Genomic DNA, 19,330 nt, shown 5'->3' with positions numbered 1-19,330 from the left:
GCTTGAGCACCTTGGGAATAACGCGGGAGGCACGGCCCCGAAAGGGCCGGGCCGGTCCCTTCGCAAAGGCGGCAGGCCGGTTCCTGTTTGCCGCCGTCACCACCTATTTCGGCCTGCTGGCCGTTACCTTCTTCATCGGCCGCGTCGTGCCGATCGATCCCGTGCTCGCCATCCTCGGCGACCGCGCCCCCACCCATGTCGTCGAACGCGTGCGCCAGGAGATGGGCTTCAACCTGCCGCTCTATCAGCAGTTCTTCCTCTATATCAAAGGAGTCCTGTCCGGCGATTTCGGCAATTCGGTGCTGACGACCAATCCCGTCATGGTCGATATTCGCCGGGCATTTCCGGCGACGGTCGAGCTCGCAACGCTCGGGACGCTGATCGGCGCTTTCGTCGGCGTGCCGCTCGGCGTGCTTGCGGCGGTGCGGCGCGGCAGCTTCGCCGACCAGCTGGTGCGCGTTATCGGCCTCATCGGCTATTCGGTGCCGATCTTCTGGCTGGCGCTGATCTCGCTCGTCATCTTCTATGCGCAACTGCGCTGGGTGGCCTTTCCCGGCCGCATCGATATCGTCTTCGAATATACGTTCACGCCGATCACCGGCTTTTATCTCCTGGACAGCGCCTGGCAGGGGCAATGGGACGTCTTCTCAGACGTCTTCCGCCACATCATCCTGCCCGCGTCGCTGCTCGGCTATTTCTCGCTCGCCTATATCAGCCGGATGACGCGCAGCTTCATGCTGAACGAGCTTTCGCAGGAATATATCGTTGCCGCACGCGCCAAGGGACTTTCGGAAACGCGGGTGATCTGGGGTCATGCGCTGCGCAATGCCGCCGTGCCGCTCGTCACCGTCATCGCACTTTCCTATGCCGGCCTGCTCGAAGGATCGGTGCTGACCGAGACCGTCTTTTCCTGGCCGGGCATCGGGCTCTACATTACCAATTCGCTGCAGAACGCCGACATGAACGCCGTGCTCGGCGGCACGATCGTCATCGGCACGGTCTTTATCGGCATCAACCTTCTGTCCGATCTTCTCTACCGGACGCTCGACCCGAGGACGCGCAACCGATGACGGCCCCTGTCAGCCCATCTGACCCGATGAGCCGCCGCGAATGGCTGCTGTCCGACCGGCCTCAATCGCGCCTGCAGGCCCGCCTCGGCCGCGCCTATGTCACCTGGCGGCAGTTTACGGCCAACAGGCTTGCCGTCGTCGGCCTGCTGATCATCGTTGCGCTGCTTTTCATCGCCGCTTTTGCCGATCTCCTCGCCACCCACAATCCGGTGGTCGGCGATCTCCGCAATGCCCGGCTGCTGCCGCCGGGAACGAGCGGCTTCCTGCTCGGCACCGACGACCAGGGCCGGGATATCTATTCGCGGCTGATCTACGGATCGCGGTTGACGCTGTTTGTTGTCGTGCTCGTCGCCGTCATCTCGGCGCCGATCGGGCTGATCGTCGGCACGGTCTCGGGTTATGCCGGCGGCTGGGTGGATGCGACGCTGATGCGCATCACCGATATTTTCCTCGCCTTCCCGAAGCTGGTGCTGGCGCTTGCCTTCGTCGCCGCGCTTGGTCCGGGTATTCAGAACGCGATCATCGCCATCGCCATCACCTCCTGGCCGCCCTATGCCCGCATCGCACGCGCCGAGACGCTGACGGTGCGCCGGTCCGATTATATCTCGGCGGTGAAGCTGATGGGCGCCTCGCCGATCCGCATTATCGTGCGCCATGTCATGCCGCTCTGCATTTCCTCGCTGATCGTGCGGGTGACGCTCGATATGGCCGGCATCATCCTGACGGCGGCCGGTCTCGGTTTCCTCGGCCTGGGCGCACAGCCGCCGCTGCCGGAATGGGGCGCGATGATCGCCTCGGGCCGGCGTTTCATCCTCGATCAATGGTGGGTGGCGGCGATGCCCGGCATTGCCATCCTCATCGTCAGCCTCGGCTTCAATCTCCTGGGCGACGGCCTGCGCGACGCGCTCGATCCGAAGGAGAGCGGCCAATGACGGCACTTCTGACGGTCGAGAAGCTCAAGGTCAGTTACCCCACCCGCACCGGCGTGATCGAGGCGGTGCGCGGCGTCTCCTTCACGCTCGGCAAGGAAAGGCTGGGCATCGTCGGCGAATCCGGTTCCGGCAAGTCGCAGACAGGCCGGGCAATCATGGGACTGACGCCGAAACACGGCATCGTCACGGCCGACAGGCTGGATTTCAACGGCATCGACCTCCTCAAGGCCTCGGCCGGCGAAAGGCGCAGGCTGCGCGGCAAGCGCATCGCCATGATCCTGCAGGATCCGAAATATTCGCTCGATCCGGTGATGACCATCGGCCGGCAGATCTCCGAAACGCTGCGCACGCATGAGAAGATCGGCAAGGCGGAGGCGCGCGAACGTGCGCTCGCCATGCTGGAAGCCGTGCAGATCCGCGATCCCCAGCGCGTCTACGACCTGCATCCGCATGAGGTTTCGGGTGGGATGGGGCAGCGCGCGATGATCGCGATGATGCTGGTTGCCGGGCCCGAACTGCTGATTGCCGACGAGCCGACCTCGGCGCTCGACGTGACGGTGCAGCTCGATGTGCTGAGGATCATGGACAGGCTGGTGTCGGAGCGCGGCATGGGGCTAATCTTCGTCTCCCACGATCTCAGGCTGGTCTCCTCCTTCTGCGACCGCGTCATCGTCATGTATGCCGGCAAGATCGTCGAGGAACTGGCGGCCGCCGATCTGAAACATGCGCAGCATCCTTATACGCAAGGACTGCTGAACTGCATGCCCGAGATCGGGGCCAGCCGCCACCCGCTGCCGGTGCTCGACCGCAGGCCGGAGTGGGCGGCATGAGTGCAACTCTCGAGGTCGACAATCTCAGCGTCGTCTATGACGAATTCCATGCGCTGAAGGACGTCAGCATCACCGTCCAGGGCGGCGAATCCTTCGGTCTCGTCGGCGAATCCGGCTCGGGAAAGTCGACCCTGTTGCGGGCCGTCGCCGGGCTTGCGCCGATCAGCGGCGGCGCGATCAGCATCGACGGCGAGGCTCTGAAGGGTTCGAAACGCAGCAAAGCCTTCTATCGCCGCGTGCAAATGGTCTTCCAGGATCCGTACGGTTCGCTGCATCCGCGCCAGACGATCGACCGGCTGCTGCTCGAACCGCTTGCCATTCACGGCATCGCCGACGGCGAGAGGCGCATCGCCCGGGCGCTCGACGAGGTCGGCCTCGGCAATGGTTTCCGTTTCCGCTACCCGCACCAGCTTTCGGGCGGCCAGCGGCAGCGTGTGGCGATCGCGCGGGCGCTGATCGTCGAACCGTCGATCCTGCTGCTCGATGAGCCGACATCGGCACTCGATGCCTCGGTGCAGGCCGAGGTGCTGAACCTGCTGGAAGAGATCCGGCGTGACCGCAAGCTCACCTTCGTGATGGTGAGCCATGATCTCGGCGTCATCACCCATATGTGTGAAAGGCTCGCTGTCATGCGCAACGGCACTGTCGTCGAACGATTGAGCTCGCAAGACCTGGCAAGCGGCGCCGTGCAGGAGGACTACACGCGAAATTTGATGATCGCGAGCAAGGGTTTCGTCAAAGCTTGAAAGGCAATCTTTTCAAACCTTTGAAAAGAAAAGGCCGGTGGCGCCGTTAAGGATAACGTTTTGCTAAAAGACGACCATTCAACTAGACTATTGACAGCTGCCTTGCTTCTGTCATGATCCTGTTAACGTTTGTTAGCTTTCGTGATCGATGGAGGTTGAAGCATGTTCTTTCTCGGTGGGATGACCATGGGCTACCTCGATCCTCCCGTCAAAGCCGACCGTAGGGAACAGATTTCAACGTCCATTCCCGCGGAGAAGGACCGTCGGCTGATCGACGTCCCCGCCCACGCCCCTCAGAGCGAGGACGCCGTCGAGCGTTCGTGGATCTGGGCATGGCGCACGCTCTGCTAATACAGGCGCTGCGAAAGGTCTGGTTGAATTTTCTCTTCCGTTCGCTCTAGACGGAATTTTATCTCTACCTACCTGATAGAGAATATAAGAAAAGAAACGCGAGCCGCACAACCGGCCGCATGAAAAACAACGGAGGCGACATATGGCAGATCTGGGTATTTCGCATACTCACGTGAACCAGTATGGTTCCGTAGCGAAGAAGCCGCTCACCACACGTCACCGGCTTCAGACGGTGCTCCATGGAGCAATCTTCACGGCGGCATTCCTGTTCGTCGTGGCCATGGTTTGCGGCGTCGTCGGCTAACCGGCGTGTGACAAGCGTCGGCCGGTGCCGGCGCTGCGGCGGTTTCCGCCTCATTGGATGACCTCTACCACCGGGTGATGGTAATCCATCAGAACCGCGGCTCGGCTGGTTCGTCGTCTATTTTCTCTTGGTCATCTGTTTCTTCGTCATAGAGGGCGTCGCGCAATTCGGTCGGCGCGAATGCATCCCTTTGCCGCGCGTCTCTGATGGCGGCAATTTCTATGATGCCGTTCCGCTCCCGGATTGTCAGAACCAAAGGCGGCATGCTGACCTTCCTTGTTCCTTCGAGAAGGCCCCTTTCCGTGCTTCTGGGGAAGGAAGACAACAGCCCTTTCTGTCTCTCAAGTCGGTCGATCAGATTCCTGGCTGCGGCAGGATTGACGTCCGCCAGTTCGGCAATTTTGGTCAGAAACCAGCGTTCGGCACTTTTGGAGAGACGGACAGGCGGCATCATCCAGCCCGACGATGCCGAACGTCTGAAGCGTCAACGATCATTCGAGCTTTTTCAAGCACATCGTCGAGATCGACGCTTTCCTCGCGATCAAGTTCGTCGAGACCCTGGGCGTCTCTCAGAATCTCCGTGCCTTCATTGGCAAGATATTGATCGAGGGCCTTCGACATCACCCAGGTGCGATCCCGGTCAAGAAGCTGGGCGATGCGATCGAATGCTTCCACTGTTCGCGTGGGCAACCTCAGGGAGATCTGTGATTTTTCGTTATCCTTCATGATGCGGCCTCGTAATGCAGCGGGCTACGATGGGATGCAGTGTATCCCGCTTATCTATCCAGGTCAAAATCCTGGCGGCGGCTTTGCGGCCCGACACCTGAACTTTGTTTCCCGGTCCTGCGCGCAAGGGGCAGCGGCGCATGCCTCTTGACTTGAATTATCCCGATGGTGTCCAATTTTCGACATGGCTTTCGCGGAGAGGGTAGCGATGGTCTCGATCATCCGTCGGGCTGTGCCCTGGACGGGGGGCTTAGCCCGTTCGCATCACTTGCCGAAATGTCATTTATCCCGGCTTCATCGTTCTTCGAAGAATCGGGCTCCGTTCATGTCGCAGTCATGATAAGCAGTGCAAAAGGCTGAGCAAAACAGCCATAACTTTGTTTGGATCCAGAACCGAACCCATGTCTATTTCTAATCTTTCTCCGAGCCTTCCGCGCGAATCCGAGACCAAGCAGATCGATCACAACGATTCGATCCGCTCGACCTATCTTGCCATCGAGGACATCAAGGCGATGGGCGATGCGGTCGCCCGCAGCGGCGTCGACAAGCTGCCGGCTTTCGCTCCCTTCGATTTCTTCGCGCGCCATAAGGAAAACGAGAAGGAAATCCTGCGCGTCTACCGGACCACGGCGACCGACGTCGAAGCCGGCGAGACGATCACGCCAGCGGCGGAATGGCTGCTGGACAATCATTATATCGTCGAAGAGGCGATCCAGGAGGTGCGGCGCGACTTCCCCCGCCGCTTCTATCGCGAATTGCCGACCATGGTCGTCGGCGGCGTTGAGGTGCCACGCACCCTCGTGCTTGCCTGGCTCTACGTCGCCCATACCCACAGCACGATCTCGCAGGAAAGCCTGACGGCGCTGGTCGATGGTTTCCAGGCCAGCGAGACGCTGAGGATCGGCGAACTCTGGGCGTTGCCGTCGCTTGTGCGCTATGTGCTCGTCGAAAACCTCCGCCGCATTTCCAGCCGCGTCGAAGCCAGCCGCCGCATGCGCCGCCGCGCCAACGATGCGGCCGATGAACTGGTGCGCCTGACCGATCCGGCCGGGGCGGCCAGCTATCTGAAAACGCTGGAGCCGCTTGCCGAGGACAATACCTTCTCGACGCAGTTCCTCTACCGCCTGCGCGACGGCTCGCAGACGTCGAGCCTGGCGATCACCTGGCTCGATGAGCGGCTGGAAGAACTCGGCCGCAATACCGAAGAGGCGACGACGGCAGAACACAGCCGCCTCTCCTCCGGCAACGTGACGATGGGCAACATCATCCGTAGCCTTCGCGAGATCGACGATGCCGAATGGTCGGTCTGGGTCGAGCAGGTCAGCCATGTCGACAAGCTGCTCTGGGAGCATTCGGACTATGGCATCCTCGATTCCGGCTCGCGCAACAAATACCGCAAACAGATCGAAAAGCTGGCCAAGCGCTCGCCGCTGACGGAAATGGAAATCGCCCAGCTGGCGCTCGACATGACCGATGCCGCCAAGGCCTCCGGCGAGCCGCAGCCGCATGAACCGAATGTCGGCGGTTTCCTGTCCGGCGCGCAGCGGCCGAAGCTCGAGGCGCGGGCGAATTATCGCCCGACGTTCATCCAGCATTTCGTGCGCGCGGTGCGCCAGTTCAACTGGCTGGCAATTGCCGTGCCCGTGATGCTGCTGACGATCATCGCCATGGCGATCGTCGGCCGGTTCATGGCCAATGCCGGCATGGGGCCGATCGAAATCGCCCTGCTGCTGATCATGTTCTCCCTGCCGGCGTCGGAAGGGGCGACGGGTCTCTTCAATACCGTGCTGTCCTTCTTCGTGACGCCGGCGCGCCTCGTCGGCTACGAGTTCAAGGAAGGCATTCCGGAGGATGCGCGCACGCTGCTCGTCGTGCCCTGCCTGATTTCGAACCGCGACAGCGTCGACGACCACGTGCGCAATCTCGAGGTTCATTATCTCGCCAATCCGCGCGGCGAGCTCTATTTCGCGCTGCTCAGCGACTGGCCGGACAGCGACACCGAGGAAACCGCCGCCGATCTCGAAGTGCTCGATTATGCCAGACGCGAGATTGCCAATCTTTCCGCCCGCTATGCCTATGACGGAAAGACGCGTTTCTATCTGCTGCATCGCCGCCGTCTCTACAATCCCGCCGAAGGTGTTTGGATGGGGTGGGAGCGCAAACGCGGCAAGCTGCATGAGCTGAACATGCTGCTGCGCGGCGACCGCGACACGACCTATCTGCCGGGCGCCAATGCCGTGCCCGCCAATGTGCAATATGTCATGACGCTCGATGCCGACACGCGCCTGATGCGCGACGCCGTCACCAAGCTCGTCGGCAAGCTCTATCATCCGATCAATCGTCCGGTCATCAATCCGAAAACCGGCCGTGTCGAAAGTGGCTACGGCGTGCTGCAGCCGCGTGTCACCCCGTCGCTGACAACCGGCAAGGACGCTTCGGTCTTCCAGCGTGTCTTTTCGATCAACCGCGGCCTCGACCCTTACGTCTTCACCGTTTCCGACGTCTATCAGGATCTTGCCGGCGAAGGCACCTTCACCGGCAAGGGCCTCTATCATGTCGATGCCTTCGAAGCCTCGCTGAAGGGCCGGATCGACGAGAATTCCGTGCTCAGCCACGATCTTCTCGAAGGCTCGATGGCGCGCTGCGCGCTCGTCACCGATCTCGAGCTGGTCGAGGATTTCCCGATCCGCTACGAGGTCGAAACCTCGCGACAGCATCGCTGGGCGCGCGGCGACTGGCAGCTGCTGCCCTATATGTTCAATCCGAAATACGGTGTCACGGCGCTTGGCCGCTGGAAGATGTTCGACAATCTGCGCCGCTCGCTGACGCCGATCGCCTGGTTCTTCGCCTCCGTGCTCGGCTGGTATTTCATGGGTCCGCTCGGCGCGCTCATCTGGCAGATCCTGCTGATCTTCTGCCTCTTCGTCGCGCCGACGCTGTCGCTGATCAACGGCATCATTCCGCGCACCAGCGATATCATCGCTCGCGCCCATCTCTATACGGTCTGGTCCGATATCACCGCCGCCAATGCGCAGGTTGCATTGCGGATCGTCTTCATCGCCGATTCCGCGGCCATGATGGCGGATGCGATCGGCCGTTCGCTCTACCGCCTGTTCGTCAGCCGCAAGCTGATGCTGCAGTGGCGGACCGCCGCCAGCGTTCAGGCCGGCGGCCAGGGCACGCTGATCTCCTACTACAAGCAGATGTGGCATGCCCCGGTGCTGGCGCTGCTGGCGCTTGGTTTTGCCGCCCTGCCCGGCGGCAGCGCCTTCGTCGTCGGCATTCCCTTCGCGCTGTTGTGGATCCTCTCGCCTGTCGTCGCCTGGTATGTCAGCCAGTCGGCAGAGACCGAGGACCGGCTCGAGGTCGCTGATTCGGTATCGAGCGAACTGCGCAAGATCGCCCGGCGCACCTGGCGTTATTTCGAGACCTTCACCACCGCCGAGCAAAATTATCTGCCGCCGGACAATATCCAGGAAACGCCGCATGTCATCGTCGCGGCGCGTACCTCTCCGACCAATATCGGCGTCTATCTGCTCTCCGTCGTTTCCGGCCGGCAATTCGGCTGGTTCTCCTTCGAGGAGACGCTCGAGCGGCTGGAACAGACGATCGCGACGATCGACAGAATGGAGAAATTCCGCGGCCATCTGTTCAACTGGTATCACACCGACACGCTGCAGACGCTCGGACCGCGTTATGTCTCGGCCGTCGACAGCGGCAATCTCGCCGGCCATCTGATCGCCATTTCGTCGGCCTGCCGCAACTGGGCCGAGGCGCCGTCCGCCCATATGCAGGGCAATCTCGACGGCGTCGGCGACACGGCCGGCATTCTCGGCGAAGTGCTGGCGGATCTGCCCGACGACCGCAAGACCGTGCGCCCGCTGCGCCGGCGCCTCGAGGAACGCATCGTCGGCTTCCAGAACGCGCTTGCCGCCGTCAAGCGCGAGCATGAATTCGCCTCGATCCGCATCATCAACCTCGCCGTTCTTGCTCGCGACATCGAGAAGCTCGCTGCCAATCTCGACCATGAGGTCAAGTCGAAGCAGAGCGAAGAGGTCACCCAATGGGCGGCATCCTTGGTGAAGGTCTGCGAGGCGCATATATCGGACAGCACCTTCGACCTCTCCAAGGTCGATGCGCTGAGGCCGCGCCTGGTGGCGCTGCGCGACAAGGCCCGCGATCTCGCCTTCTCGATGGATTTCGGCTTCCTGTTCCGGCCGGAACGGCGCCTGCTGTCGATCGGCTACCGTGTCGAAAGCGGTGAACTGGACCAGGCCTGCTACGACCTTCTCGCCTCGGAATGCCGCCTGACCAGCCTCTTCGGCATTGCCAAGGGCGATCTGCCGACGGAACATTGGTACCGCCTCGGCCGCCAGGTCGTGCCGGTGGGTTCACGCGGCGCGCTGGTCTCCTGGTCCGGCTCGATGTTCGAATATCTGATGCCGCCGCTCGTCATGCAGGAACGCGGCGGAGGCATTCTCAACCAGACCAACAATCTGGTCGTCGTCGAGCAGATGAATTACGCCCGCAAGCTCGGCATTCCGTGGGGCATTTCGGAAGCGGCCTTCAACGCCCGCGACCATAACCTCAATTACCAGTACACGAATTTCGGCGTGCCGACGCTCGGCCTGAAGCGCGGCCTCGGCCACAATGCCGTCATCGCACCTTATGCATCGCTGCTGGCCAGCCAGTACGACCCGCCGGGCGCGCTCGAAAATCTGCAGAGGCTGCGCAAGGTCGGTGCGCTCGGCAAGTTCGGCTTCCACGATGCCGTCGACTTCACGCCGACACGCGTGCCGGAAGGCAAGAAATGCGCTGTGGTCTACAATTATTATGCCCACCATCACGGCATGTCGATCGCAGCCGTCGCCAACGTCGCCTTCAACGGCCATCTGCGCGAACTCTTCCACTCCGATCCCGTCATCGAGGCGGCCGAGCTGCTGTTGCAGGAAAAGGCGCCGCGCGACATTCCGGTCATGAGCGGCAAGCACGAATCCGACACGCCGGCCAGCATCCAGGACGATCTGCTGCGGCCGGAGATCAGGAAGATCAGCGATCCGGCTACGCGCGACCGCGAACTCGTATTCCTGTCGAACGGTCATTATTCGCTGATGCTGACGGCGACGGGTGCCGGTTATTCCCGTTGGAACGGCCTTTCCGTTTCCCGCTGGAAAGCCGATCCGACCGAAGACCGCTGGGGCAGCTTCATCTTCCTGCGCGACACCGCCACCAACGAATGGTGGTCGACGACATCGGAACCGAAGGGCGTCGAGGGCGAAAAGATCAAGGTCGAATTCGCCGACGAGAAGGCGCAGTTCACCAAGACGGTCGGCGACCTCACCAGCGAGGTGGAATGCATCATCGCCACCGAGCATGATGCCGAAGCCCGCCGCGTCACCCTGCTCAACATGGGCACCGAAGACCGTTTCATCGAAGTCACCTCCTATCTCGAACCGGTGATCACCTCCGACGATACTGACAATGCGCATCCGGCATTCGCCCGGATGTTCGTCAAGACCGAGATCGGCAAGCGCGGCGACGTCATTCGGGCCGAACGCAACAAGCGCGATCCGAACGAGCCGAACATCAGCATCGCCCATCTGATCGTCGACAATGCCGGCGACACGCGTCATACCGAATTCGAGACCGACCGGCGCAAGTTCATCGGCCGCGGCCGCAGCCTTGCCGATGCGGCGGCCTTCGATCCGGGCGCCACACTTTCCGGCAGCGACGGCTTCATGCTCGATGCCGTCATGTCGCTGCGCCGCACCGTCCGCGTGCCGGCCGGCAAGAAAGTCAGCGTGATTTTCTGGACGATCGCAGCGCCAAGCCGCGACGAAGTCGACAAGGCGGTCAATCGCTATCGTCATCCCGACGCCTTCAACCACGAACTGGTCCAGGCCTGGACGCGCACGCAGGTGCAGATGCGTCACGTCGGGGTCACCTCGCAGCAGGCGGCGGCCTTCCAGCATCTCGGACGCTACCTCGTCTATCCCGACATGCAACTGCGCAAGGACGAGGCGACCGTCGAGGCCGGCCTTCAGTCGCAATCGGCGCTCTGGCCGCTGGCGATCTCGGGCGACTTCCCGATCTTCACGCTGCGCATCAACGACGACATGGATCTCGAAATCGCCCGTGAGGCACTGCTGGCGCAGGAATATCTGCGTTCGCGCGGCGTCACCGCCGATCTCGTCATCATGAACGAACGCGCCTCGTCCTATGCGCAGGACATGCAGCATGCGCTCGACGCCATGTGCGAAAACGTGCGCCGCATGGGCCAGGCCGACGGCTTGCGCCAGCATATCTTTGCGGTTCGCAAGGACCTGATGGAGGAGAGCACCTATCACGCGCTGATCGCGGCTTCCCGCGTCACGCTGCATACGAAGAACGGCAAGGTGGTCGACCAGATCAACCGCGCCGTGGCCCTGTTTGCCCCCTCCAAGGAGGAGCTGCAGGAGATGGAACGGGCCGAGCGCAACAAGGTCCCGGTCAAGCGTGTCGCGCCGGTGCCGCCGCCCGTCGTGCCCGCCGTCCTCATCGAGGAAGAAGGCGATCTCGACTTCTGGAACGGTATCGGCGGCTTCGCCCGCGACGGACGCGAATATGTCGTTCGCCTGCCGGGAGGCCACGCGACGCCGCAGCCCTGGATCAATGTCATCTCCAATGACAGGTTCGGCTTCCACGTGTCGGCCGAGGGTTCCGGCTTCACCTGGAGCGCCAATTCGCGCGATTATCAGCTGACCTCCTGGTCGAACGACGCTGTCATCAACCGTTCCGGCGAAGCCTTCTATCTCACCGATCTCGACAGCGGTGCCGTCATGACACCGTTCGCAGCGCTTTCCCGCCGGCCGGACATCCGTTTCGAAGCCCGCCATGGGCTTGGTTATTCGGTTTTCTCCAGCATTCAGCAGGATATCGCGCTGGAGTTGACGCAGACGGTCGACCGCGAAAGGCCGGTGAAACTGCAGCGCCTGCGTCTGCGCAACACCGGTTCGACGAGCCGCAAGCTGCGTCTTTATGGTTATGTCGAATGGATCCTCGGCAGCAATGCGGGACGCACGGCGCCCTTCATCCTGTCTAGACATGACCAGGAGACGGGGGCGCTGTTTGCCAGCAATCCCTACAGCATCGATTTTTCCAACCGCACCGCCTTCTTCGCGGCGAACGAGACGCTTTCGAGCTATTCGGCAAGCCGGCGCGAATTCATCGGCAAGGCAGGAACGATCCAGGCACCGCAGGCCGTCACCTCCGCCGCCTCGCTTTCCGGCACGACCGACCTCGACGGCGATCCGGCCGCGGTGCTCGCGATCGATATCGAGCTTGGCGCCGGCGAGGAACGAGACTTCACCTTCTTCCTCGGCGATACGCCGACGGAGGAGGAAGCGCGCGGTGTCATCGCCGATATCCGCAAGGCTTCGTTCGACGATGCCGTCGAGGCGAACCGTGCTTTCTGGCGGGATTTCACCGGCCGAGTGCAGATATCGACGCCGGATCGCGGGATGAACAATCTCGTCAACACCTGGCTGCCCTATCAGAGCCTTGGCTGCCGCATCATGGCCCGCACCGCCTTCTATCAGGCAAGTGGCGCCTTCGGCTTCCGCGATCAGCTGCAGGACACGCTGGCCTTCGTGCTGCACGAACCGTCGCTCGCCCGCCGGCAGATCCTGAATGCCGCTTCGCGCCAGTTCCGCGAAGGCGACGTGCAGCATTGGTGGTTGCCCGGAACGGGGGCCGGCGTGCGTACGATGATCTCGGACGACGTCGTCTGGCTCGCTTACGCGCTCCATCAATATTGCAGCGTCACCGGCGATAAGGGCGTGCTCGACGAGGAGATCGCCTTCCTGGAAGGCCCGGCTCTGCTCGAAGGCCAGCACGACTCCTTCTACAAGCCGGAGATTTCCGAGGACAAGGCAAGCGTCTACGAGCACGCGGCGCTGGCGCTCGATCTCGCCATCGCCCGCAAGGGGACAAACGGCCTGCCGCTGTTCCTTGGCGGCGACTGGAACGACGGCATGAACCGCGTTGGCATCGGCGGGCGCGGCACCAGCGTCTGGCTCGGCTGGTTCCTGGCCGGCGCATTGCGCTCCTTTATTCCCTATGCGCAAGAGCGTGGCGACACGGTGCGCGCGGAGCGCTGGTCGACGCATCTCACCGAGCTGAAGAAGGCGCTCGAAACTGCGGCCTGGGATGGCGGTTATTATCGCCGCGGCACGTTCGACGACGGTGCGCTGCTCGGCTCCAGGGAAAGCCCCGAATGCCGGATCGATTCGATTGCACAGTCCTGGAGCGTGCTGTCGGGCGAGGGTGATCCGGCCCGCGCCGTCACGGCGATGGAGGCCGTGCTCGACCAGCTGGTCGATGAAGATGCTCGCATCATCCGGCTGTTCACGCCGCCTTTCGTCAATTCGGCGAGAGATCCCGGCTATATCAAGGCCTATCCGCCGGGCGTGCGCGAAAACGGCGGGCAATATACTCATGCTTCGACGTGGGTGGTGATGGCGCTGGCCGAGCTGAAGCGGGGCGACGATGCCTTCCGCTGCTTCCAGATCCTCAACCCGATCACCCATGCGCTCGACAAGGCTTCGGCGGAAGAATACCGCGTCGAACCCTATGTCGTGGCGGCCGACGTCTACGGCCATGAGCCCTATACGTCGCGCGGCGGCTGGACCTGGTATACCGGCTCTGCCGGCTGGCTCTACCGTGCCGCCGTCGAAGGCATTCTCGGTATCCGCCTGAAGGGGGGCCGGCTTTATGTGCGGCCGTCGCTCCCTTCGGAATGGGACGGATTTGCGGCAGAGGTCGAGCAGGGCGGCGGCAAATACCGCATTTCGGTCTCAAAAGCGTCCAATGCCAGCGGCTACACTCTGTCGATCAACGGCTGCGAAGTCACCGATCCCGAAGAGGGATATCCGCTCGGATAACAGCGTTCTCCACGCTGAAAAACACGGCGATTCGCGACGGCCAAAAGGGAACCCTTTTGGCCGTCGTCGCGTTTGCAAATCGGATGACAAGGAGAGACTCATGGCAAGCACGCCGACCGAAGCCATCGTCGCTGGGCGCAGTTCCCTATCCGCAGCTGCGCCAATGCGTGATACGAGGCTCGACGTCTTGCGCGGCGTGGCGCTGATCATGATTTTCATCAATCATGTTCCCGGACAGATTTTCGAATATGTGACGACGAAGAATTTCGGTTTCTCCGATGCCGCCGAGGCCTTCGTGCTGATCTCGGGCATTGCCGTCGGCCTTGCCTATGGTTCCGGCTTCCGGCCGGGCAACCGGCTCAACATGGCGATCAAGGCGGTCAAGCGCGCCTTCACGCTCTATCTCGCCCATATGATCACCACCTTCATGACGCTGGCGCTGTTCATCTGCGGCGCCTGGCTGTTTCACCGGCCGGGTTTGCTGGTCGAGATCAACATCCTGGCAGTGCTGATGAACCTGAAGGAAGGCATTCCGGCGCTGCTGCTGCTTGGCCACCAGATCGGCTACAACAATATCCTGCCGATGTACGGCGCGCTGATGCTGATGGTGCCGATCATCCTGCTCTTGAATGCGCGCAGCCCGCTGCTGGCGCTCGGCGTCTCCGGCACGGTCTGGCTGCTGGCCGGCATCTACCAGGTGGCGCCGCACAACATGCTGATCGAAAGCTACTGGTTCCTCAATCCGCTTTCCTGGCAGTTCCTGTTTTCGATCGGCATCGTTTCGATGCTGCATATCAAGCGCGGTGGCACGATCCCGCGGCATCCGCTGGTGCTTGCGGCCGCGGCCGCTTATGTCGCGCTGTCTTTCATCTGGGTGACCGGCCATCTCTGGGTCTTCGGCAACTCGCTGGCCGCGCTCGGCCTGCCGCCTGTCATCACCGGTTTCGACAAAACCTTCCTGTCGCTGCCACGGCTGCTGCACGTGCTGGCGCTGACCTATCTCGTCATCAGCATTCCGGTATTCTCGCGCATTCTGCGCCGTCCCGCGCACCATCCGTTGACGATCCTCGGTCGCCATTCGCTGAACATCTTCGTCGCCGGCACAATCCTCGCCATGATCGGGCAGGTGGTGCTCTACATCACCAACAAGGATCCGCTGGTCGGTCCGCTCTTCGTGATATCAGGTATCGCAATACAATTCGCCTATGCCTATTATCTCGAGCGCAAGCGCCGCGAGGGCAAGGTCAAGGCGAAACTGGTCACCGAGCCCGCCGCTATCACGGTTCCCGTCCGCATCGGCGGAGCGGCAAATGCCTATCGTGGAAGCGATCGGAAATAAACAATTGGGTTTTGCCTGCTTAAGAGCCGGTGGCCGAATGGCCGCCGGCTCAATTTTTAGTGCGCCCAGCATGGGCGCACTCTTGTGGGTGTAAGTCCCACCGTAAGCTGGTCATGGCGAGCGAAGAGAAGCGCAACTGCGGAAGGGTGACTGACCGTGGGGAGGAAGCGTGGATCGCAACTGCGGGCCGATGGACAAGAACCGGATATGAGGCGGTGCCGACCAGGGCGAGCGGGCTAATGACCGCAAAGCTCTCGTGACCAAGGGGCGGTGGCGTAAATCCGGCGGTCGTGCAGTGAAGGAGTGCGTTCTTACCTGGGGAGATCTCGCTTTGCGCTTGAAAGGGCGACGGTGCTGAGCCGGAGCGAGAAGTCAGCAGAGGCCGTAGTAGGGAGCGCCTTGGCGCAAACGAAGGGCCGAAGGAGCGGAAGGGGAAGCCGATGGTTATCGGATTTGAATGGTCTCAGATGGTCGCGCCAGCGAAGCTCGCCGATCTGGCAGGTAGGGTGAAGCCCGAAGGGTCACGGCAGCGAGAAATCAAATCCGCCGAACCAGACTAAGCAAAGCCAAGCGTCAGGCCGGGAGAACGACGAGCCCGACGACTTCAACTGCTCCAACCGCCCGGTGCGGACCCGCATGCCGGGTGGTGTGGGAGGGGCGGAGCCAACAGGCTCCCCCCTATCCCGATTGGACGAGAATGTTCACCAGCTTGCCCAGGGGATCCCTGACATAGAAGCGCCTGACGCCCCAAGGCTCGTCAGCCGGGCCGTATTCGATCGGAAAGCCGGCAGCCGACATTGCCTCGAACACGGCATCGAGATCGTCGACCTCGATGGAGAGATCCGGGACCGGGGTTCCGGAACCGCCTTCGCTCGCGATGCTGAGCTGGATGTTCATCGGTCGCGCGGCGCCGTAGGTGGTGATCCAGCCGTGGTCCATCAGCACGTCGAGACCGAGGATCTCCTGATAGAAACGCCGGGCCGGCGTGATGTCGGGGGCTTGGATATTGGCGACGAGGCGCAGGACCGTCATGGGTTTTTCTCCTGTGCTTGGGGACAGCAGGAGGTTAGGGAAGAACGGCAGGGGGATCAATCTGTCTTGATCTCAATGGAGAGGCTGTGCCGTGTGGCTAATGCGTGGTCTTCCGCCGTGGTTCCGGGGAGGAGGCAAAGTCCTAAAGCGTCGTGTATGAACGTCACCAAACAAAAAGGCCGGAAGGATCGCTCCTTCCGGCCTTTGTTTGGAAATCCGAACCGATCAGGCGGCTTCGGTCGCGTGGGCCTTGCGGACCTCTTCGTCCGTCAGGATGCCGCTGGCGCGCAGCAGGGCGGCGAAGCGGCCGTTGCTGTGGCTGAGCTCGTCGAAGCTGCCCTGTTCGACGACGCGGCCGTCATCCAGGAAGAGCACCATATCGGCTTCGCGGACCGTCGACAGGCGGTGGGCGATGATGAAGGTGGTGCGGTTCTCTCGCAGATTGTCAATCGCCGTCTTGACGCGGTTTTCGGTCTCGACGTCGAGCGCCGAGGTCGCCTCGTCGAGCACCAGGATCGGCGCGTCCTTGAGGATGGCGCGGGCAATGGCGATGCGCTGGCGCTCGCCGCCGGAGAGCTTGTTGCCGCGTTCGCCGACATGGGTATCGTAGCGATCCTCACGGGTCTCGATGAAGTCGGCGGCGGCGGCGGCTTCGGCCGCACGGCGCATTTCTTCTTCGCTGGCTCCTTCGCGGCCGAGGCGGATGTTGTCGCTGATCGAGCGGTTCAGCAGGCCGGCATCCTGGAAGACGGTGGCGATGTGGCGACGCAGCGACTTGCGGGTCACCTTGGTGATATCGGTGCCGTCGACGAGGATCTTGCCGTCCTGTGGATCGTAGACGCGCTGCAGCAGGTTGACGAGCGTCGTCTTGCCGGCACCGGTCGGGCCGACGATTGCGACCGTCTGGCCTGCCTTCACCGAGAAGGAGACATTGTGCAGGCCCTGCGAGGAGTTGCCGAAGCCGAAGGAGACGTCGCGGAACTCGATCGCACCCTTGACGTCCTTGATCTCGCCGTTGCCGGCCGGCTCTTCGCGGTCACGCACCGAGTCTTCGAGCGCATAGAATTCCTCGAGCTTGGAGCGGGCCTCGAAAATCTGCGTGGCGAACTGGCGCATCAGGTCGAGGCGGCCGATCAGCAGGTTGGCGAAGCCGATGAAGGCGATGACGTCGCCGACGCGCAGCTGGCCGGCCTGGACGAGCATGGTGCCGATGATCAGGACCACCATCATGGCAATGGTCGAAGCCATGCGGTTCAGCGCACTGGCAATCGCCCACCAGTCGAGCACCGGATACTGGGCTTCGAGCAGACGGTCGGCGAAGGATTTCAGAGCCTTGGTTTCAGCCTCGATGCGGTTGTAGCTGTGCAGTACCGAAACGTTGCTGATCGAGTCGCTGACATGCGAGAAGACGGTGTGATAATGGTTTTCGACCGAAGCTTGGCCGTCTTTGGTGCGGCTCATGACGACGCGGCCGATCAGCCAGTAGGCGATGGCGAGCACCATCAGCACGGCGGAAAGGCGCAGATCCATCGACATTGCGGTCGGGATCAGAAGGGCGAGCGCGATGACCGTCGACAGGTGGTTGCGCATGAATTCCAGCCAGAGGCCGAACAGCGTTTCGCAGGCGCGCAGCAATGTATGCAGCGCGTTGGACGTGCCGCGCTGATGGTGCCAGCCGAGCGGCATGGAAATGATGCGGCCAAAGGCTTCCGTCAGCAGCGTTGCCCGGCGGCCATGGGCCAGCCGGTCGGCCTCGCGGGCGACCAGGACGAAGGCAAAGGTGTTGAAAACCGCGAACGCCGCCCACATGAACAGGATAGGCTTGACCTCACCTTTGCCGGAAATCGCATCGATAATGCGACCGAACAGGATCGGCTCCGCGATGGTAATCGTCGCCAGAACGATGTTTGCGACCACGACCAGGGATACGCGCAGCTTGTAGGCGCTGAGATAGCGCAGAGCTCTTGCATAGACCTTGAATAGCGTCACGTCGAACCTCTTGTGCATCTGCGAAAACGGGATGATGCGATGCTACAAAAGATTACCTGAACCGGCGATTAACGGCCTATTCAGGCTTCAATCCTGCGCCGCCTAACCCGATCGTGCTATCCCAGGGTGCAGCGAGATAATCCTGGCGTTCAGGTTGCTGCTCGGCTATACCCCGCGGCAATTTGCGCTTGCATTTTAATAAATGTTTAGCGCAGCATTAAATTAGAGACTGCATTTTTTGAAGAAGACCGTTTCGCGACCCATTTGAAAGCCGCCGACGGCCTCGATGCGGGCACCAGTCCGGGCAAGGGGCAATTTGTGAATATTAATTCGTTAATTCAATTGCTTATAATTCTGGGAGAAGCGTCAAATCCTCAGGCTGTCGTGACCGAACTTGAGCATGTCATTCACGCTTCCGGCTTCGAATATTACGGTTTGCTGCGCCATTTGCCGCAGAATCCGGCTCAGAAGAATCCAGAACCCTGGGCTGCGGCGCTTGCCGGCCGCTGGCCGGAACAATGGCCGCAAATCTATACTGCGAAAAAATATGTCCTGATCGATCCGATGGTGCGCTATCTCGCCCATGCCCAGCGGCCTTTCGGCTGGCGGGAAAGCCTGGCCGCCTTCCGCAAGGATGGCCAGCAGCGCCGTATGGAGCAGATGATGGTCGATGCTTTCGGTCACGGGCTGGAAGACGGTTATATCTTCCCGATCCACGGGCGGAATGGCATTCTCGGCAGCCTCAGTCTCGCCGGCAAGCCTGTCGATCTGTCGCCGATGGAGATCGCCCTGTTCGAGGCGGTGGCGCGCAAGTCCTTCTGGCGATTGCTTGAATTGAAGGGCGAGGCGCAGGCGCTGGAAACCGTGCTGCCGGCCGAAACGCCGCTGACGCGACGTGAAATGGAAATCCTGCATTACCTCGCCGAAGGCATGACCTCGATAGAAATCAGCAAGATGCTGAAGATCTCAAACCATACCGTCGACTGGTATATGAACGGCTTGCAGAACAAGCTGAAGGCGAAAAACCGGCAGCAGGCGGTGGCGCTCGCCTTCCGTCACGGCCTGATACGCTAGAGCGCGATCGCGAAAC

13 protein-coding genes are annotated in these 19,330 nt (G+C 61.8%); 9 read left to right on the top strand and 4 right to left on the bottom strand.

Translation table 11 applies throughout. From position 1 onward, the window contains the following. Nucleotides 1-2: 2 nt before the first annotated feature. The 6 genes from GGD57_RS17945 to GGD57_RS17920 all read left to right on the top strand — a co-directional run bounded on the left by GGD57_RS17945 (nt 3) and on the right by GGD57_RS17920 (nt 4,233). Complete coding sequence (locus GGD57_RS17945; protein ID WP_184471679.1) at nt 3-1,070, top strand: ABC transporter permease; 1,068 nt, start codon at nt 3-5, stop codon at nt 1,068-1,070. After that, nucleotides 1,067-2,002 carry an ABC transporter permease gene (locus GGD57_RS17940; RefSeq protein ID WP_184471678.1) on the top strand — a complete coding sequence of 312 codons (936 nt, stop codon included), beginning with the start codon at nt 1,067-1,069 and terminating at the stop codon, nt 2,000-2,002. Before GGD57_RS17945 ends, GGD57_RS17940 begins: the two co-directional genes overlap by 4 nt. Next, nucleotides 1,999-2,832, top strand: a complete 834-nt coding sequence (locus GGD57_RS17935) for an ABC transporter ATP-binding protein (RefSeq protein WP_184471677.1) — start codon at nt 1,999-2,001, stop codon at nt 2,830-2,832. The genes GGD57_RS17940 and GGD57_RS17935 overlap by 4 nt, the downstream gene beginning before the upstream one ends. Next, the gene (locus tag GGD57_RS17930) at nt 2,829-3,578 is read left to right on the top strand and encodes an ABC transporter ATP-binding protein (RefSeq protein ID WP_184471676.1); all 750 of its coding nucleotides are present in this window, start codon (nt 2,829-2,831) and stop codon (nt 3,576-3,578) included. Before GGD57_RS17935 ends, GGD57_RS17930 begins: the two co-directional genes overlap by 4 nt. A gap of 162 nt (nt 3,579-3,740) precedes the next feature. Further along, nucleotides 3,741-3,929, top strand: coding sequence for a hypothetical protein (locus tag GGD57_RS17925; protein ID WP_184471675.1), 189 nt, complete (start codon nt 3,741-3,743; stop codon nt 3,927-3,929). Nucleotides 3,930-4,071: 142 nt separating this feature from the next. Beyond that, a complete protein-coding gene (locus GGD57_RS17920; protein WP_179869597.1) occupies nt 4,072-4,233 on the top strand; it encodes a hypothetical protein in 162 nt (53 codons plus the stop codon). An 88-nt stretch (nt 4,234-4,321) separates the two neighbouring features. Here the strand turns inward: GGD57_RS17920 and GGD57_RS17915 are convergent, their stop codons facing one another. Further along, nucleotides 4,322-4,687: a type II toxin-antitoxin system RelE/ParE family toxin gene (locus GGD57_RS17915; RefSeq protein WP_246713686.1), complete on the bottom strand. Its 366-nt coding sequence runs from the start codon at nt 4,685-4,687 to the stop codon at nt 4,322-4,324. Then, entirely contained in the window at nt 4,684-4,959 is a 276-nt protein-coding gene (locus GGD57_RS17910) for a CopG family ribbon-helix-helix protein (protein WP_184471674.1), read from the bottom strand. Before GGD57_RS17910 ends, GGD57_RS17915 begins: the two co-directional genes overlap by 4 nt. A gap of 401 nt (nt 4,960-5,360) precedes the next feature. On the opposite strand from GGD57_RS17910, the gene GGD57_RS17905 reads away from it, so the two are divergent. Continuing rightward, complete coding sequence (locus tag GGD57_RS17905) at nt 5,361-13,880, top strand: GH36-type glycosyl hydrolase domain-containing protein (RefSeq protein ID WP_184471673.1); 8,520 nt, start codon at nt 5,361-5,363, stop codon at nt 13,878-13,880. Nucleotides 13,881-13,980: 100 nt separating this feature from the next. Next, nucleotides 13,981-15,219 carry an OpgC family protein gene (locus GGD57_RS17900; protein ID WP_184471672.1) on the top strand — a complete coding sequence of 413 codons (1,239 nt, stop codon included), beginning with the start codon at nt 13,981-13,983 and terminating at the stop codon, nt 15,217-15,219. 678 nt (nt 15,220-15,897) lie between these two features. On the opposite strand, the gene GGD57_RS17895 is transcribed toward GGD57_RS17900, so the two are convergent. Beyond that, the gene (locus tag GGD57_RS17895; protein ID WP_184471671.1) at nt 15,898-16,251 is read right to left on the bottom strand and encodes a VOC family protein; all 354 of its coding nucleotides are present in this window, start codon (nt 16,249-16,251) and stop codon (nt 15,898-15,900) included. A gap of 225 nt (nt 16,252-16,476) precedes the next feature. Further along, nucleotides 16,477-18,240, bottom strand: a complete 1,764-nt coding sequence (locus tag GGD57_RS17890; protein ID WP_184471670.1) for a glucan ABC transporter ATP-binding protein/ permease — start codon at nt 18,238-18,240, stop codon at nt 16,477-16,479. Between the two features lie 318 nt (nt 18,241-18,558). On the opposite strand from GGD57_RS17890, the gene GGD57_RS17885 reads away from it, so the two are divergent. Further along, nucleotides 18,559-19,314 carry an autoinducer binding domain-containing protein gene (locus GGD57_RS17885; protein WP_184471669.1) on the top strand — a complete coding sequence of 252 codons (756 nt, stop codon included), beginning with the start codon at nt 18,559-18,561 and terminating at the stop codon, nt 19,312-19,314. The last annotated feature ends 16 nt before the right edge of the window (nt 19,315-19,330 follow it).

The sequence above is a fragment of the Rhizobium esperanzae genome (assembly GCF_014197615.1).
In the GTDB taxonomy this organism is placed as follows: Bacteria; Pseudomonadota; Alphaproteobacteria; order Rhizobiales; family Rhizobiaceae; genus Rhizobium; species Rhizobium esperanzae_A.
Note: the sequence above shows the minus strand (reverse complement) of the source record. Positions and strands in the feature narration are given on the sequence as shown.

Bases quoted from the DNA above. Each gene is read 5' to 3' on its own strand.
- GGD57_RS17940 (WP_184471678.1), top strand. From the start codon at position 1,067: ATGACGGCCCCTGTCAGCCCATCTGACCCGATGAGCCGCCGCGAATGG.
- GGD57_RS17935 (WP_184471677.1), top strand. From the start codon at position 1,999: ATGACGGCACTTCTGACGGTCGAGAAGCTCAAGGTCAGTTACCCCACC.
- GGD57_RS17930 (WP_184471676.1), top strand. From the start codon at position 2,829: ATGAGTGCAACTCTCGAGGTCGACAATCTCAGCGTCGTCTATGACGAA.
- GGD57_RS17925 (WP_184471675.1), top strand. From the start codon at position 3,741: ATGTTCTTTCTCGGTGGGATGACCATGGGCTACCTCGATCCTCCCGTC.
- GGD57_RS17920 (WP_179869597.1), top strand. From the start codon at position 4,072: ATGGCAGATCTGGGTATTTCGCATACTCACGTGAACCAGTATGGTTCC.
- GGD57_RS17915 (WP_246713686.1), bottom strand. From the start codon at position 4,687: ATGATGCCGCCTGTCCGTCTCTCCAAAAGTGCCGAACGCTGGTTTCTG.
- GGD57_RS17910 (WP_184471674.1), bottom strand. From the start codon at position 4,959: ATGAAGGATAACGAAAAATCACAGATCTCCCTGAGGTTGCCCACGCGA.
- GGD57_RS17905 (WP_184471673.1), top strand. From the start codon at position 5,361: ATGTCTATTTCTAATCTTTCTCCGAGCCTTCCGCGCGAATCCGAGACC.
- GGD57_RS17900 (WP_184471672.1), top strand. From the start codon at position 13,981: ATGGCAAGCACGCCGACCGAAGCCATCGTCGCTGGGCGCAGTTCCCTA.
- GGD57_RS17895 (WP_184471671.1), bottom strand. From the start codon at position 16,251: ATGACGGTCCTGCGCCTCGTCGCCAATATCCAAGCCCCCGACATCACG.